Genomic DNA, 14,361 nt, shown 5'->3' with positions numbered 1-14,361 from the left:
GTTTTAAGTAAATTAGCCGATATTAATCATTAAAACCAACCATCATGTTAAAAGAATTTAAAGATTTTATAATGACGGGCAATGTTGTAGACCTTGCCGTCGCAGTTATTCTAGCAGGAGCCGTGGGTCTCGTTGTTACAGGATTCACTAACGATATGATTATGCCCATCGTCGGTCATTTCGCAGGCGGAATGGATTTTGCCGACCTTAAATATGTGTTAGACGCGGCAGTAGTTGATGCCGATGGCGAAATTACAAAACCCGAGAATGCTATATTGTGGGGAAAATGGATCAATACACTCATCAACCTGATTATTGTTGGGTTTGTACTTTTTATGATGGTAAAAGCTTATGCAAAAACCAAAAAGAAAAAGGAAGAAGCTCCAACACCAGATCCAGGACCATCTGAAAAAGATATTCTTTTGGAAATCCGCGATGAGCTTAGAAAAAAATAATCCGTTTCACTCCTTAAATCTATTTGCTTAAAATAGGTTGCTGAATGATTTCGAAGTAAAGTCGCACTTTATAATTTTAAACCCTCCAAAGCTTTTTGCAATGGAGGGTTCTTTTTTTACAAAAAATTAGCTCCGGAATAAGTAATTTCCTAATTTTTTAAGCGTTATTATTACTTAACTATAAAATTCAATGAAAAAAGTCTTGAGAGTTTTTGGATTTGCATTACTGCTATTTACGTTTTCATTTTCCTATGCAGGCGAAAAAATAATTGTTATTGATATCGGTCACGGTGGAAAAGACGATGGGTTTGCAGTAGATGGATTTAAGGAAAAGGATCTAGCTTTTGAAATCGGCCTAAAAATCCTTGCCTTGAATAAGGCCGAGGATGTGAAAATAATTATTACTCGCGAAGGAGATTACTTTGTTCCACTAAAAGATCGGGTTGAACATATAAACTCCTTGAATGCGGATTATGTAATTTCGCTACACATTAATTCGCATAAGGATGCAAAAGTCAACGGATTCGAATTTTACGTAAGCGATGAGAATGCTTTAAGCGAAGAATCGAAGGCCTTTGCCCAACATATTGAAAGTTCCATCTCTAAGGAATTCTCAAGTCAAGGTATCAAAAACGCGAACTTTTTCATTTTAAAGAATATAAAAACACCAGTTACACTCATTGAAATGGGGTTTTTGAGCAATCCAGATGATTGGAAATTATTGACATCCGTAAAGGGACAAGATAAAATTGCAGCAGCCATTTACAATACAATAAAATAGCGCTCCCGATTCATCGGGATAATTCACCGCTACACCTTGAAATTAACCCTAAACCCTCCGGAGCTTTACGCGAAGGAGGGTCTTTTTTGTTTTTTATTCAGAAATATTAACTCCAGAGCTATAATATTAGCCTAAACACTTTGTGTTCTTTGCGGAAAACTTTGCGACCTTTGCGGTGAAATTATTAGAACACAAGCCTCAAATTAACGAATCTCGAATTAACAAATCCCAAAATATGAAATTAGCCCTAGTCGGCGCCACCGGAATGGTTGGCGACGTAATGTTAAAAGTATTAGCGGAACGCAAATTTCCAATTGACGAATTGCTTTTGGTAGCCTCAGAAAAATCCTTAGGTAAGGAAATATCCTTTAAAGGTAAATCATATAGGATAGTAGGTTTAGAAGATGCCGTTGCGGCAAAACCTACTATTGCTCTTTTTTCTGCTGGTGGAAACATATCCTTGGAATGGGCACCAAAATTTGCTGAGGTTGGAACAACGGTTATCGATAATTCATCTGCTTGGCGGATGGATCAGGATAAAAAACTGATCGTTCCCGAAATCAATGCACATTTATTGACCAAAGACGATAAAATAATCGCCAATCCAAATTGTTCAACAATACAATTGGTAATGGCTTTGGCACCACTTCACGAGAAATATAAAATGAAACGCGTTGTTGTTTCTACCTATCAATCGGTTTCTGGAACTGGGTTAAAGGCAGTTCAACAGATGGAAAATGAAATGGCAGGAATAAAAGGTGAAATGGCTTATCCCTATCCTATTCATAAAAACGCACTTCCACATTGCGATGTTTTTGAAGACAATGGTTATACTAAAGAAGAAATGAAACTTGCTCGCGAACCCCAGAAAATACTGGATGATCGCACTTTTTCGATAACGGCCACTGCGGTTCGTATTCCAACAGCTGGAGGACATAGTGAGGCTGTAAATGTAGAGTTTGAAAAGGATTTTGTTCTTGGCGATATTCGAAAGCTGCTTCATGAAACTCCTGGTATAACTTTACAGGATAATACAGACACCAATACTTATCCAATGCCAATTTACGCACATGATAAAGATGAGGTTTTTGTAGGTAGAATTCGACGCGACGAAACTCAGCCAAACACCCTAAATATGTGGATCGTGAGTGATAACCTAAGAAAAGGAGCTGCTACCAATACTATTCAGATCGCGGAATATCTGGTTGCGAATTCATTGGTTTAGGTTTTTATCGGAAAATTAAGTTCTGCATTTTTTAAAAAACCTTCGTACCATCTCGTCAAAATGAATCCTTTCACCACAGTTGAAAATGAAAACCTTAAATGGATAATCTTATCGATAAATCGATTAACATTATGCACAAGTTGTTTAAATTCTTAAAAAATTGATAATATGATTGACTCAAGGCTGTAATTTTTTCATTATCTTTAATGATTAACCATAAAAACACAACCTATGAACTCTACATTTACAAAAATACTGAGAATCGTTTTAGGTTTAGGGTTACTCTTCTTTGGAATCAGCAAGCTTATTCATTTTAATTTTATGCCAACCCATATTTATACTGGAGAAGCAGCCATTTTCATTGACTCGTTGAGTGAGACCGGCTATATCCTTAAAGTGATTGGGGTCTTAGAAATCTGTATCGGCTTACTCTTGCTAATTAATAAGTCGGTTCCCTTTGCATTAATTTTATTAGCACCAATCTCGGTGAATATCCTGTTATTTCATCTATTTTTGGATACGCCCGGACTCATTCTGGCCATGGTGGTGATTTTATTGAACCTAATCCTAATTTATAAACATTGGAAAACTTATAGGCCGCTATTTCATTAAAACGTAAAATTATTAAACTAAAGGCTCCCAACTAGGGAGCCTTTTTACTATTTTCTTAGAATATAAAAAGCAGTACTTTTACCGATCTAAAAAATCGTACTTCATGAAGTTTTCAATCATCCCCGCAATTTTAATCCTTAGCCTTGTTGGTTGTAAGGAGGAATCTAAAAAAGAAACAATTTCCGTGACCTATCCGCAAACCAAACAAGTTGATACTGTGGACACCTATTTTGGTGTAGAAGTAAAAGATCCATACCGCTGGTTAGAAGATGATCGCAGCGAAGAAACTGCAGCTTGGGTAAAAGCCGAAAATAAAGTAACCTTTGATTATTTGAATGAAATTCCTTTCAGAAAAGAACTAAAAAGCCGCCTTTCTGATCTTTGGAATTATGAAAAAGTGGGTGCGCCTTTTAAGGAAGGAAACTATACTTATTTTTATAAGAATGATGGTCTTCAAAATCAATACGTTATATATCAATATAAAACAGGTGAAGATCCCTCAACTGCTGAGGTATTTCTAGACCCAAATACCTTTAAAGAGGATGGAACTATTTCATTGGGAGGGTCCAGTTTTTCCAAAGATGGCAGTAAGATGGCTTATAGTATTTCAGAAGGCGGAAGCGACTGGCGAAAAGTACTGGTTATGAATACTGAAACCAAGGAATTACTGGGTGATACACTTAAAGACGTTAAGTTCAGTGGCCTATCTTGGAAGGCGGAAGATGGTTTTTACTATTCAAGTTACGACAAGCCCAAAGGGAGTGAACTTTCAGCGAAAACGGATCAGCATAAGGTATATTATCATAAAATGGGAACGCCACAAAGTGACGATCAACTTATTTTTGGTGCAACTCCCGAAGAGAAGCATCGGTATATTGGAGCTTCGGTAACGGAAGACAATAAATACTTAATTATAAGTGCAAGTACTTCTACTTCTGGAAATAAGCTTTTTATAAAAGATCTTACCCAGCCGGATGCAAAATTCATTACAATTTTAGACAATACAGATACCGATACCTCTATTCTTGAGAATGTAGATTCCAAGCTTTATATAGTTACCAACAAGGATGCTCCTAACAAAAAAATCGTTACTGTAAATGCTGAAAATCCAATTCCAGAAAATTGGAAGGATTTTATTCCTGAAACGGAAAACGTGCTTTCACCTAGCACGGGTGGAGGTTCTATTTTTGCCAATTATATGGTAGATGCTGTTTCAAAAGTGATGCAGTATGATTATGATGGGAAGTTAATCCGCGAAATTAAACTTCCGGGTGTTGGCTCTGCAGGTGGCTTTGGAGCGAAAAAAGAAGAAACGGAATTGTACTATTCTTTTACAAATTACGTAACTCCTGGTAGTATTTATAAATATGATATTGCGAGTGGTGATTCAGAATTATTCATAAAACCAGAAATAGATTTCAATCCTGAAAATTTCGAAAGTCAGCAAGTTTTCTATAAATCTAAAGATGGAACAAAAATTCCAATGATAATCACCTATAGAAAAGGGTTGAAAATGGACGGCAAAAACCCAACGATTCTTTATGGTTACGGTGGGTTCAATATCAGCCTAACCCCAAGTTTCAGTATTGCAAATGCTGTTTGGATGGAACAGGGCGGTATTTATGCAGTGCCAAACTTACGAGGTGGAGGTGAATACGGAAAAAAATGGCACGATGCAGGTACAAAAATGAACAAGCAAAATGTGTTTGACGACTTTATAGCTGCTGGGGAATATTTAATCGAAAATAATTATACATCAAGCGATTTCCTCGCCATTCGCGGAGGTTCTAATGGCGGTTTGTTAGTTGGTGCTACCATGACGCAAAGACCTGATTTAATGAAGGTGGCGCTTCCCGCAGTAGGCGTTTTAGATATGTTGCGCTATCACACATTTACTGCTGGAGCTGGATGGGCTTATGACTATGGTACTTCGGAAGATAGTGCAGAGATGTTTCAGTATATAAAAGGCTACTCGCCAGTGCACAATGTAAAAGACGGAGTGGAATATCCAGCAACTCTAATTACTACGGGAGATCACGATGATAGAGTAGTACCTGCGCACAGCTTTAAATTCGCCGCGGAACTTCAGTCTAAACAAACCGGTAATAATCCAGTAATGATTAGAATTGAAACAGATGCAGGTCACGGCGCGGGAACGCCCGTGAGTAAAACAATCGAGCAATATGCCGATATTTATGGCTTTACCTTGTTTAATATGGGGTTTAAAGATTTGCCAGAAAATATATCAAAAGACACTAAGTAATTCGCAAAATGCTAAGCAATAAAAAAAGAGCCTCGCAATTTTTTGCGAGGCTCTTTTTGGTTAGTCTAACTTATCTGTAAGCTTTTTAAAAGTTTTTCGTGGGTCTTTGTGTTCATAAAGAATCGCGTAGACTGCATTAATTATGGGAGTTTTTGCACGTTTCTTTCCCTTTTGTTGATTTAATAAGTAGGCACTTTTGGTAGCGTAATAACCCTCGGCAATCATACTCATTTCCAATTGTGCGCTTTTAACGGTGTAGCCTTTTCCAATCATCGTTCCGAAAGTTCGATTTCTACTGAAAATGGAGTATCCGGTAACTAATAAATCCCCCAGATAGGCCGAGTCATTAATATCGCGCTTCATTTTATGAACCTTTTTCACATACTTTTTCATCTCGCGGATGGCGTTGCTCATCAATACACTCTGAAAATTATCTCCGTAGCCGAGTCCGTGTGCAATTCCTGCAGCAACTGCATAGATATTTTTAAGAACGGCAGCGTATTCAATGCCAAGTACATCATCGCTTGTGGTGCATTTAATATAATCACTGCTTAATGTTTCTGCCACAACATTGGCCTTTTCGCTATCTGCGCTTGCAATGGTAAGGTATGAAAGACGTTCCAGTGCCACTTCTTCAGCGTGACAGGGGCCAGAGACAACGCCAATATTATTAAATGGAACTTTATAGTAAGTATTAAAATGGTCCCCTACAATCAAGCTAGTTTCAGGAACTATTCCTTTTATGGCCGAAATAACGATTTTATTTTCTAAGGAAACCGTCAGTTTTTCGAGTTCTTTATGTAGGAAAGCAGAAGGAATTACGAAGATTAGATAATCAGAATTTGAAACGCTTTCATTTATATCATTACTCAGTCTCAACTGATTTAAATTGAACTCTACCGAGCTTAAATAATTCGGGTTGTGACGGTGTTGTTTTATAAAATCTATAGATTCTTGATTTCGCATGTACCAGCCCACTTCATCTAGATTCTCGCACAGCATTTTCACAATTGCTGTGGCCCAGCTTCCGCCTCCAAAGACTGCAAATTTTGGTTTTTCTGTCATTTACCTATTTTAGAAATTCTATTAACCCAGAAATGTTGATGTAAACCTTCCATTCAGAAATAGAGTGCAATTTCAACTTTTGTGGTTGGTCTTAAATGTTTTCTGTTCTTAGAGAAGAAATAAAATCATTATTTCAAAAGTACACAAATACTTCTAAAAAATTTAACAGTAGCTTAAGAATGCCGATACAATGATACTATGTTTTCGGACGTTATTGGCTTTGATTGTTGAAATGAAATTTACTATCAATACGAATGTAGTTTCAATGATTTTGGTTGGTTATTTAGTTGAGACCGCTCCCCAAACTTTAGTTTGGTGGGGCGGTTTTCTATTTTTGCGCAACCAAGAATCTCTTCATTAACCAGAATCCTACTTATAAAAATTCATCTCATCCAAATAGTTCCATACTTTGGGCGAAAGCATGGGTTGGATATTCTTTCCAGCTTTAACCGCTTTCCGAATAAACGTAGAAGAAAGCTCCATAATGGGCGCATCAACCTTTTTAATTTTTTTGTGATTATCAAATTGCGTTTCAACTTTTCCTTCAGAGATCCGAGGATAAACGTAGATTGAATAGCTATCTAAGATCACTTCGAAATTTTTCCACTTGTGAAGACTCTTCAAATTATCCTCACCCATAATTAAACAGAAACTATTCTTAGGATATTTTTCCTCCAAATAAGCCAAGGTATTCACAGTATAATTAGGTTGTGGCAAAGCAAATTCAACATTGCTGGCTTCCAGTTTTGGGTAATCTTCTACTGCAATTTCAACCATTGCAAGTCTGTGATGATCTTCTAAAAGTGTTTTCTTTTTTTTATGCGGATTGTGAGGCGTAACAACAAACCAGATTTCATCTAAATCGCTAAATTCTGCCATATAATTGGCAATAATCAAATGGCCTATATGAATGGGATTGAAAGTGCCGAAGTAGAGTCCTGTTTTTTTCATTGTTTTTTATGTCACACTTAGAGACGTATGGTCGTGCGTTGCTAAGGTGTTTTTATAAACTTCTCAACCAAATCGTGCGCGTCGTTCAATGCGGTTTCCAAGTCGTGATTTTTGATAATGTGATCAAACTGAGGTGCCGTCGCCAATTCCACCGAAGCCTTTGCAATGCGCATATTGATGCGTTCATCGCTTTCGGTTTTTCGTTTTTTAAGACGAATTTTTAGTTCATCAATGCTCGGCGGTTTTACGAAAACAGCCAAGGTTTTGTCGGGATATTTCTTTTTTATTCGAAGACCACCAGCCACATCAATATCAAAAATTACGTTTTTGCCGTGGCTCCAGATACGCTCGACCTCTGTTTTTAAAGTGCCGTAAAAATTGTCGCGGTACACTTCTTCCCATTCCAGAAAGTCGTCATTTTTTATATGTTGTTTAAATTCCTTTAACGAAATAAAGTAATAATTTTCGCCGTGCTTTTCGTCGCCACGGGCTTCTCGGGAAGTACAGGAAACAGAAAATTCTAAATTGAGGTCTTCCTGTTTCAGCAAATGTTGAACTATTGTTGTTTTTCCACTTCCGGAGGGTGCCGAAAACACGATTAATTTTCCTCCTCCCATCTAGAGTACGTTTAAAGCTTGTTCCTTAATTTTTTCTAACTCATCTTTCATTTGAACAACCACTTGTTGCATTGGAGCGTAGTTAGCTTTGCTGCCAATAGTGTTTATCTCGCGACCAATTTCTTGCGTTATAAAACCTAGTTTCTTCCCGTTGGAATCTTCCGAATTAAGTGCTTGCTCAAAATACTCTAAGTGGTTTTTAAGTCGGACTTTTTCTTCAGTTATGTCATATTTTTCTAAATAATAGATCAATTCCTGTTCAAAACGATTTTCATCTACTTTTTCCTTTAGATCGGCTACCGCTTTGCGAAGGCGTTCTTTAACCCCGTCAATACGTTCTGGATCTAAAGCGATTACTTCATCCAGTAAATTTGAAATGCTTTTGGAACGTTCCAAAAAATCATTTTCCAAAACCGAACCTTCATCGGTTCTGTATTGATTAATAGCTGCAAGTGCTTTTTCAATTCCTTTTAAAATGCTCTCGTATTCCTTTTCGTCAATTTCTTCACGCTCGGTTTTTAAAGCATCTGGCATTCTTACGGCCATTTTTAAAAGTTCAACGGGATCGCCGTTAACCACATTGGCCAATTGCTTTATGTATTGTTTTACGGCGCCTTCGTTTAATATGGTTGTAACTTCTTCGCCGGTAACTTCAATATAAAGTGAAAGATCTATTTTTCCTCGTTGAAGGGATTTTGCGAGTAGATCGCGGATTTCAAGCTCCTTTTCACGATAGGCCGAAGGCACGCGCGTGTTGAGATCGAGCCCTTTACTGTTGAGCGATTTTATTTCAATGCTAATTGTTTTGGAAGGCAATTGAACAACTTCTTTGCCGTATCCGGTCATGGATTGGATCATATTCCTGATTTTGAGAAGGCAAAGGTAATAAAATAGTCTGTAGGGAGGAGTGGATAGCGGGGAGTGGTTTTCAACTTATTAATTCATTTAAAAACGCCAAGGTCCTTGCTTCGCTATAATATAACTTGTTTGTTTTATGAAAACCTACGTGGCCGCCATATTTGGAGACTTCGAGATGAAGATTTTTCATCCTTGAAGCCAATTCAGTTGGATAACATTCCGCAGAAAGGAAGCTGTCGTTTTTGGCATTTAGAATATAGACAGGAATCTGAATCTTCGGAAGAAATTGGAGACTGCTATTTTTTTCGTAATAATCATAAGCATCCTTAAAACCGTGGGCTGGAGCCGTGTAAACGTTGTCAAATTCTAAAAGAGAAGTGATTTTATTGTAATCTGCTGTTGTCATCTGCTCGGGAAAATCCTGCATTTTTACTTTGTATTTTTTCCGAAGATTTACCAGAAAAGAACTGCGATATACCCAATTTTCAAATTGATTCAGAGATTCCAAAGAACCTTTTAAGCTCAATGGCGTTGAAATTGAAACTGCTTTTTTTATTTCCTTTGGAACGGATTCCCGTTCTCCCAAATATTTCAAAAGTAAATTTCCTCCTAAACTGAAACCTACTAAAGCAATTTCGTTAAATCTCTCTTTTTCCAGCACTGCATTTACCACGGCTTCCAAATCATCAGTTTTTCCGGCGTTGTATGATTGATATGAAAGATTTGCTTCGCCACTGCAACCTCTAAAGTTTACCGCGGCAATGTTCCAACCTGCTTCATTTAAAACTTTAGCTTGCCCTTTTATATAGGTTCTTTGCGCATTTCCTTCTAAGCCGTGCAGTAGGATTGCAACTTTTTGGGAGGGATTTTTAGCAAAAGTCCAATCAATATCCAGAAAGTCGCCATCTGGAAGTTGAATTCGTGCGCGCTCCTGGATTATAGTAGGAGATGGACGAAATTTAGCAGAGTAAATAGTAGAAAAATGGGCGTTTCTAAAAGGTAGGGAAGGCTCAAATTTACTGGAGATTAAGGGCATAATTTAACTAAAGGTGTAAGTATAAATATGTTGCGATCGTAGCGTGTAAGCATCTCGCAAATACATTTAACACAAACTAAACAAATTTGCTATGCTTGCATAACAAAAGTAGCTTAAATTTGTAAAAAAAATTTAATATGTACACAAAACAATTCGAAATACGCTGGAGTGATGTAGATGCGAACCGTCATTTGCGAAACAGCGCCTATATAGATTATATGAGCCACACAAGAATGAGCTTTTTAATGGAAAACGGCTTGGATCAAGAACATTTGGCGAAATATAATTTGGGTCCGGTGGCTTTTTATGAACATATGTATTATTTCCGTGAAGTATTTCCAGGAAAACCAGTGCGAGTTTCACTGCAGCTAAAAGGAATTTCTGAAGATGGCATGTATTTTCAGTTTCTTCATAATTTTTATGATGAAAAAGGGAAAAACTTTGCCCGTTGCGAAATGATGGGAGGTTGGATAGATTTAAATAAACGCAAGTTATCAGGTCTTCCACAAGAGCTTTTAATAAATTTCGAGGCGCTGGATAAAACAGAAGATTTTAAAATTCTTACAAAGGAAGATACCCGCAAATACAGCCAACGGCCACAAGATTTAACGGAAGTTTAGGATTAATTTGGTATAAAAATTTCTTCAGGTTTTCAGATAGAAAGAAAAACATAGCTAAAAATCGTGCTGAGGTATCGGTATAAGAGTTTTTATGATGATGTGCTGTCAGTTAGAATGAATAGATTCTTTGGCAGCGGCAACTGTTTTTGCACTACTACCTATAAAGATTTTATCATTGTTTACGATAACGGGACGTTTTAGAAAAGTATAGTGCTCCAAAATCAGGCGCTTGTAGTCTTGCTCTATCAGGTTTTCATTCTTTAGATTTCGCTCTTGATAAAGTTTTGCCCTTCGGCTGAAAAGGTCTACATAACTATTGGTAAGATTGAAAAGTTCATCCAATTCTTCTTCAGTAATACCTTGGACTTTGATGTCTTGTTTAATGAAAGATGAAGGAATTTCAATTTCCTTCATCACTCTTTTACAGGTATCGCAACTTGATAAATAATATACTTTTTGCATAATTCAAAACTAGTCAATACTTAAGAAAGGTTCAATATCTTTTATCGCTATTTTCAGTTCTATTGGTCCGTCCGCATAACTAGCGATATCGTATTGATTGTAGATAAAAATTAAACTATCTTTTGTAAAACCTGCGCTTTCCGGTAAATAGAATTTGTCATCTTCAAACCAATATCCAGTTGCGTTGATGGATTCATTTTTGCTGATTTTTTGCTGGTTGCGAAATTTCTGTTCAGCGAAATTTGTTAATTCGGCTTTATTTTTAAACAGTTGATCTCTAGAAAGCTTTTCGCCCGTCTTTGGATCAATGTTTAAAAAGGAAGTAGTGCCATACCCGTGCGCACCGCCAGTATACAGATATTGAATTAACTCAAAACAAAGATGATCTGGGGTGGAGTAAATTTCATTTACGGAAATTTCAGCAAAATACTCGCCAGCCATATCTGGAAATTCTGCTTTGTCTGCATTGTAAGACTCCACAAAGTCAGTAGCTGCTTCTGGGATGGTTTTGGCTTTAGGGATGGTGTCTTCACCCATCAATAAAGATTTAAAAATAAAATCGTTTAGTTTCTTATTTATCTTTTCAGCAATTTTTTCATTGCCCAAAACTTCAACATAGTTGATTGTTATTTCGGGGCAACTGCTGTTTTCGCAAATAGAAAGTTCTTTTTCTGTAAAACTTTCTGAGGAAATTTCAATACCTTTTTCTTCATTACAACCAATAAAAATAGTTGCAATTAAAGCCAATAGTACAATTTTGTTATTCATACATTAAAAGAAATAGACGGTTAGTTACCACAAATGAAACGATTACATTTGCTTTTCAAAAGTAATAACTTTAAAATCAGGTATTGTGAAAGTTATATTAAATCATAGAATATAGTTTGCAATGGTTGACTATATCCTTAAATTCTTGGGAATACTTTTAAAATGTGCTGTAATAGAACTGAAATGGAAGCTAGATAATCGGAGTTCCAACATATTTAAAAACATGATGCTTATATGAAATTCAACACGAAGACAATACACGGCGGCCAGGAGCATGTAGATCCTGCTTATGGTTCTGTAATGCCACCAATCTATCAAACTTCAACCTATGCACAAACCACACCTGGCGGTCATAAAGGTTTTGAATATTCACGCAGTGGAAATCCTACGCGAGCCGCTTTAGAGCGTGCTTTTGCCAGTATTGAAAACGGGGAATTCGGACTCGCTTTTGGAAGTGGTCTGGCAGCAATAGATGCTGTTATGAAACTATTAAAGCCAGGAGATGAGGTTGTTTCAACAAGTGATCTTTACGGAGGAACTTACCGTTTGTTTACAAAGATTTTTGAGGGTTTTGGTATCAAATTCCATTTTGTGGGAATGGAGAATGCTGATAATATCGAAAAACATATAAATGATAAAACCAAGCTTATTTGGGTAGAAACTCCAACCAACCCGATGATGAATATTATCGATATTAAAAAAGTTGCTAGTGTCGCTAAAAAACATAAGGTTCTACTTGCGGTTGATAATACATTTGCAACGCCATACTTACAACAACCGCTAGAAATGGGAGCTGATATTGTGATGCACAGCGCTACAAAATATCTTGGTGGCCATAGCGATGTAGTTATGGGCGCTTTGGTTGTAAGCGATAAAGGCCTTGCAGAAAGATTGTATTTTATTCAAAATGCAAGTGGAGCTGTTTGTGGACCACAGGATTGTTTTCTTGTTTTGCGTGGCTTGAAAACACTTCATATTCGTATGCAGCGCCATTGTGAAAATGGAAAGGCAATAGCTGAATATTTAGCCAAACATCCAAAAATCGAAAAAGTGTATTGGCCGGGTTTTGAGAATCATCCAAACCATAAAATTGCTAAAGTGCAAATGAAAGACTTTGGAGGAATGATTTCATTTGTAACGAAAGGAAACAATTATAAGGACGCTATAAAAATAGTAGAAAACCTTAAAATATTCACCTTAGCAGAAAGTCTTGGTGGTGTGGAAAGTCTTGCCGGTCATCCTGCAAGTATGACCCACGCGAGCATTCCAAAAGAAGCGCGTGAAAAAATTGGAGTTGTAGATTCATTAATTCGCCTATCTGTAGGAATCGAAGATGTAGATGATCTAATTGCGGATTTGGAGCAGGCAATTGAGTAGGTCCTGATAAATGTTGACATAAAAAGAGGCTTGGATTAGTTATAATCCAAGCCTCTTTTTATTAATCCAAGTTGCCTTAATTTATATAATAAATATATCCAAGATTCAACCAGTATATCCAATCATTGGCCTTATTTTCAGGTACAGGCGTCGTTCCGTTGTTTTCTAAACTTGGCTTAAGTCCATCTACATAATCTGAAAAGTAATACTCCCAACGGCTGTCTAGCATCAGATCGCTCATTTGAGTTAGTTTATAGCGAATGCCCACACTACCTACTATTGCCCAAGTAGAAGCGGGACCTTGTTGAAATGAATTATAGTATTTATCTGGAGTGGTTATAGGCGTGTTTAAAGCGCCAAAAGCCGATTTAACTTTTGTCTCATAATTTACCCAATGCGCCCCTAAACTGATGAAAGGTGCAATTTTGTATGCGCGTGCTGCAAAATCGCGAATGCTAAATGGAAAATATTCGAGCTGGGAACCTATTTCAAAAACGGTAGTGGTGCCACTCATCGCGCGGAGTTGATCTGCAAATAGTGAGGTCTTGTTTGGAGCCACCCAACGACCGTAATGTTCAAAATTTGTTTGGTGATAGTCAAGCTCATTCCTAATCTTAAAGTGATCATTAAAATATGTATCTCGTGTGTAGCAATTACAGTCAGCACGATACGAAAAATTGAGATAATGTATTAGCCCGACTCCAAAACCTACATTTTTTGAGTTGGTTTCAAAATTATTGCGTTGGCCAAAATCGGAATAAAAAACAACAGGACCTGTTATTACACCCACTTCATGAGAAAAGCCAAATTGGCTGTAAACTTCTTGTTTTGCAAAAAACAAAAGGAGAAATACCATTAATAAATATCTGGTATTCATTAATAAAATGGGTTTAGGTTGAAACATAACAAATATATAAAAACATATTTAACAGGGGAATTTATTATTTCTATTTCGAATATCAACAAAAAAATGAATTGATGACTGAATAATGATTGTTAAGCATTTTTTAGAATAATTTAAAAAATGATTTGTGAAAAACATCTTATTTAAAAAATGTTGATGAAAAATGTTAAAAGTAAGACAAAAATTAAACAATAAGGCAAAGTGTAAAAAATTTCATCGATTTATGAGGGCTCATAAGCTACTGGAAAGATTATGAAGCTTTATTGATTAAATAAGAAATTTAAACATGGCGAGCTTCTTTAAAATTTCCGAGGCTATGTTTCTCCAAAATGTGATGTAAAACATAGAAAGTAATAAAAAGGAAACA

The 14,361-nt window shown here is 36.7% G+C and carries 15 protein-coding genes; 7 read left to right on the top strand and 8 right to left on the bottom strand.

The annotated features are described in order from the left end of the window. Window positions 1-44 precede the first annotated feature (44 nt). The 5 genes from mscL (at window position 45) to G440_RS0108945 (ending at window position 5,336) form a co-directional block, all read left to right on the top strand. Entirely contained in the window at window positions 45-455 is a 411-nt protein-coding gene (gene mscL, locus G440_RS0108965) for a large conductance mechanosensitive channel protein MscL (protein ID WP_026450999.1), read from the top strand. Between the two features lie 190 nt (window positions 456-645). Then, window positions 646-1,236: an N-acetylmuramoyl-L-alanine amidase family protein gene (locus G440_RS0108960; RefSeq protein WP_026450998.1), complete on the top strand. Its 591-nt coding sequence runs from the start codon at window positions 646-648 to the stop codon at window positions 1,234-1,236. Between the two features lie 235 nt (window positions 1,237-1,471). Beyond that, window positions 1,472-2,461: an aspartate-semialdehyde dehydrogenase gene (locus G440_RS0108955; protein WP_026450997.1), complete on the top strand. Its 990-nt coding sequence runs from the start codon at window positions 1,472-1,474 to the stop codon at window positions 2,459-2,461. Window positions 2,462-2,692: 231 nt separating this feature from the next. Then, window positions 2,693-3,073: a hypothetical protein gene (locus G440_RS0108950; protein ID WP_026450996.1), complete on the top strand. Its 381-nt coding sequence runs from the start codon at window positions 2,693-2,695 to the stop codon at window positions 3,071-3,073. A gap of 103 nt (window positions 3,074-3,176) precedes the next feature. Beyond that, window positions 3,177-5,336 (top strand): prolyl oligopeptidase family serine peptidase, encoded by a 2,160-nt coding sequence (locus G440_RS0108945; RefSeq protein ID WP_026450995.1) that lies wholly within the window; start codon window positions 3,177-3,179, stop codon window positions 5,334-5,336. Window positions 5,337-5,396: 60 nt separating this feature from the next. On the opposite strand, the gene G440_RS0108940 is transcribed toward G440_RS0108945, so the two are convergent. From G440_RS0108940 to G440_RS0108915, 5 genes are all read right to left on the bottom strand, one after another. Next, window positions 5,397-6,401, bottom strand: coding sequence for an NAD(P)H-dependent glycerol-3-phosphate dehydrogenase (locus tag G440_RS0108940; RefSeq protein WP_026450994.1), 1,005 nt, complete (start codon window positions 6,399-6,401; stop codon window positions 5,397-5,399). Between the two features lie 369 nt (window positions 6,402-6,770). After that, window positions 6,771-7,352 carry a nicotinate (nicotinamide) nucleotide adenylyltransferase gene (nadD, locus tag G440_RS0108930; protein ID WP_026450993.1) on the bottom strand — a complete coding sequence of 194 codons (582 nt, stop codon included), beginning with the start codon at window positions 7,350-7,352 and terminating at the stop codon, window positions 6,771-6,773. 41 nt (window positions 7,353-7,393) lie between these two features. Beyond that, complete coding sequence (gene gmk / locus G440_RS0108925) at window positions 7,394-7,969, bottom strand: guanylate kinase (protein WP_026450992.1); 576 nt, start codon at window positions 7,967-7,969, stop codon at window positions 7,394-7,396. Next, a complete protein-coding gene (locus G440_RS0108920) occupies window positions 7,970-8,827 on the bottom strand; it encodes a YicC/YloC family endoribonuclease (RefSeq protein ID WP_026450991.1) in 858 nt (285 codons plus the stop codon). It abuts the gene before it with no gap. Between the two features lie 70 nt (window positions 8,828-8,897). Beyond that, complete coding sequence (locus tag G440_RS0108915) at window positions 8,898-9,863, bottom strand: YheT family hydrolase (protein WP_026450990.1); 966 nt, start codon at window positions 9,861-9,863, stop codon at window positions 8,898-8,900. Window positions 9,864-10,000: 137 nt separating this feature from the next. On the opposite strand from G440_RS0108915, the gene G440_RS0108910 reads away from it, so the two are divergent. Next, a complete protein-coding gene (locus G440_RS0108910; protein WP_026450989.1) occupies window positions 10,001-10,483 on the top strand; it encodes an acyl-CoA thioesterase in 483 nt (160 codons plus the stop codon). A 105-nt stretch (window positions 10,484-10,588) separates the two neighbouring features. Here G440_RS0108910 and G440_RS0108905 read toward each other — a convergent pair whose 3' ends face one another. Then, window positions 10,589-10,945, bottom strand: a complete 357-nt coding sequence (locus G440_RS0108905) for an arsenate reductase family protein (RefSeq protein WP_026450988.1) — start codon at window positions 10,943-10,945, stop codon at window positions 10,589-10,591. A 9-nt stretch (window positions 10,946-10,954) separates the two neighbouring features. Next, complete coding sequence (locus G440_RS19720) at window positions 10,955-11,713, bottom strand: DUF3298 and DUF4163 domain-containing protein (protein WP_051285243.1); 759 nt, start codon at window positions 11,711-11,713, stop codon at window positions 10,955-10,957. A 234-nt stretch (window positions 11,714-11,947) separates the two neighbouring features. On the opposite strand from G440_RS19720, the gene G440_RS0108890 reads away from it, so the two are divergent. Beyond that, on the top strand, window positions 11,948-13,090 hold the full coding sequence (locus tag G440_RS0108890; RefSeq protein ID WP_026450987.1) for a cystathionine gamma-synthase: 1,143 nt from the start codon (window positions 11,948-11,950) through the stop codon (window positions 13,088-13,090). 76 nt (window positions 13,091-13,166) lie between these two features. Here the strand turns inward: G440_RS0108890 and G440_RS0108885 are convergent, their stop codons facing one another. After that, window positions 13,167-13,967, bottom strand: a complete 801-nt coding sequence (locus tag G440_RS0108885; protein WP_026450986.1) for a THC0290_0291 family protein — start codon at window positions 13,965-13,967, stop codon at window positions 13,167-13,169. Between the last annotated feature and the right edge of the window lie 394 nt (window positions 13,968-14,361).

It is taken from the genome of Aequorivita capsosiphonis DSM 23843 (assembly GCF_000429125.1).
Classification (GTDB): domain Bacteria; phylum Bacteroidota; class Bacteroidia; order Flavobacteriales; family Flavobacteriaceae; genus Aequorivita; species Aequorivita capsosiphonis.
Note: the sequence above shows the minus strand (reverse complement) of the source record. Positions and strands in the feature narration are given on the sequence as shown.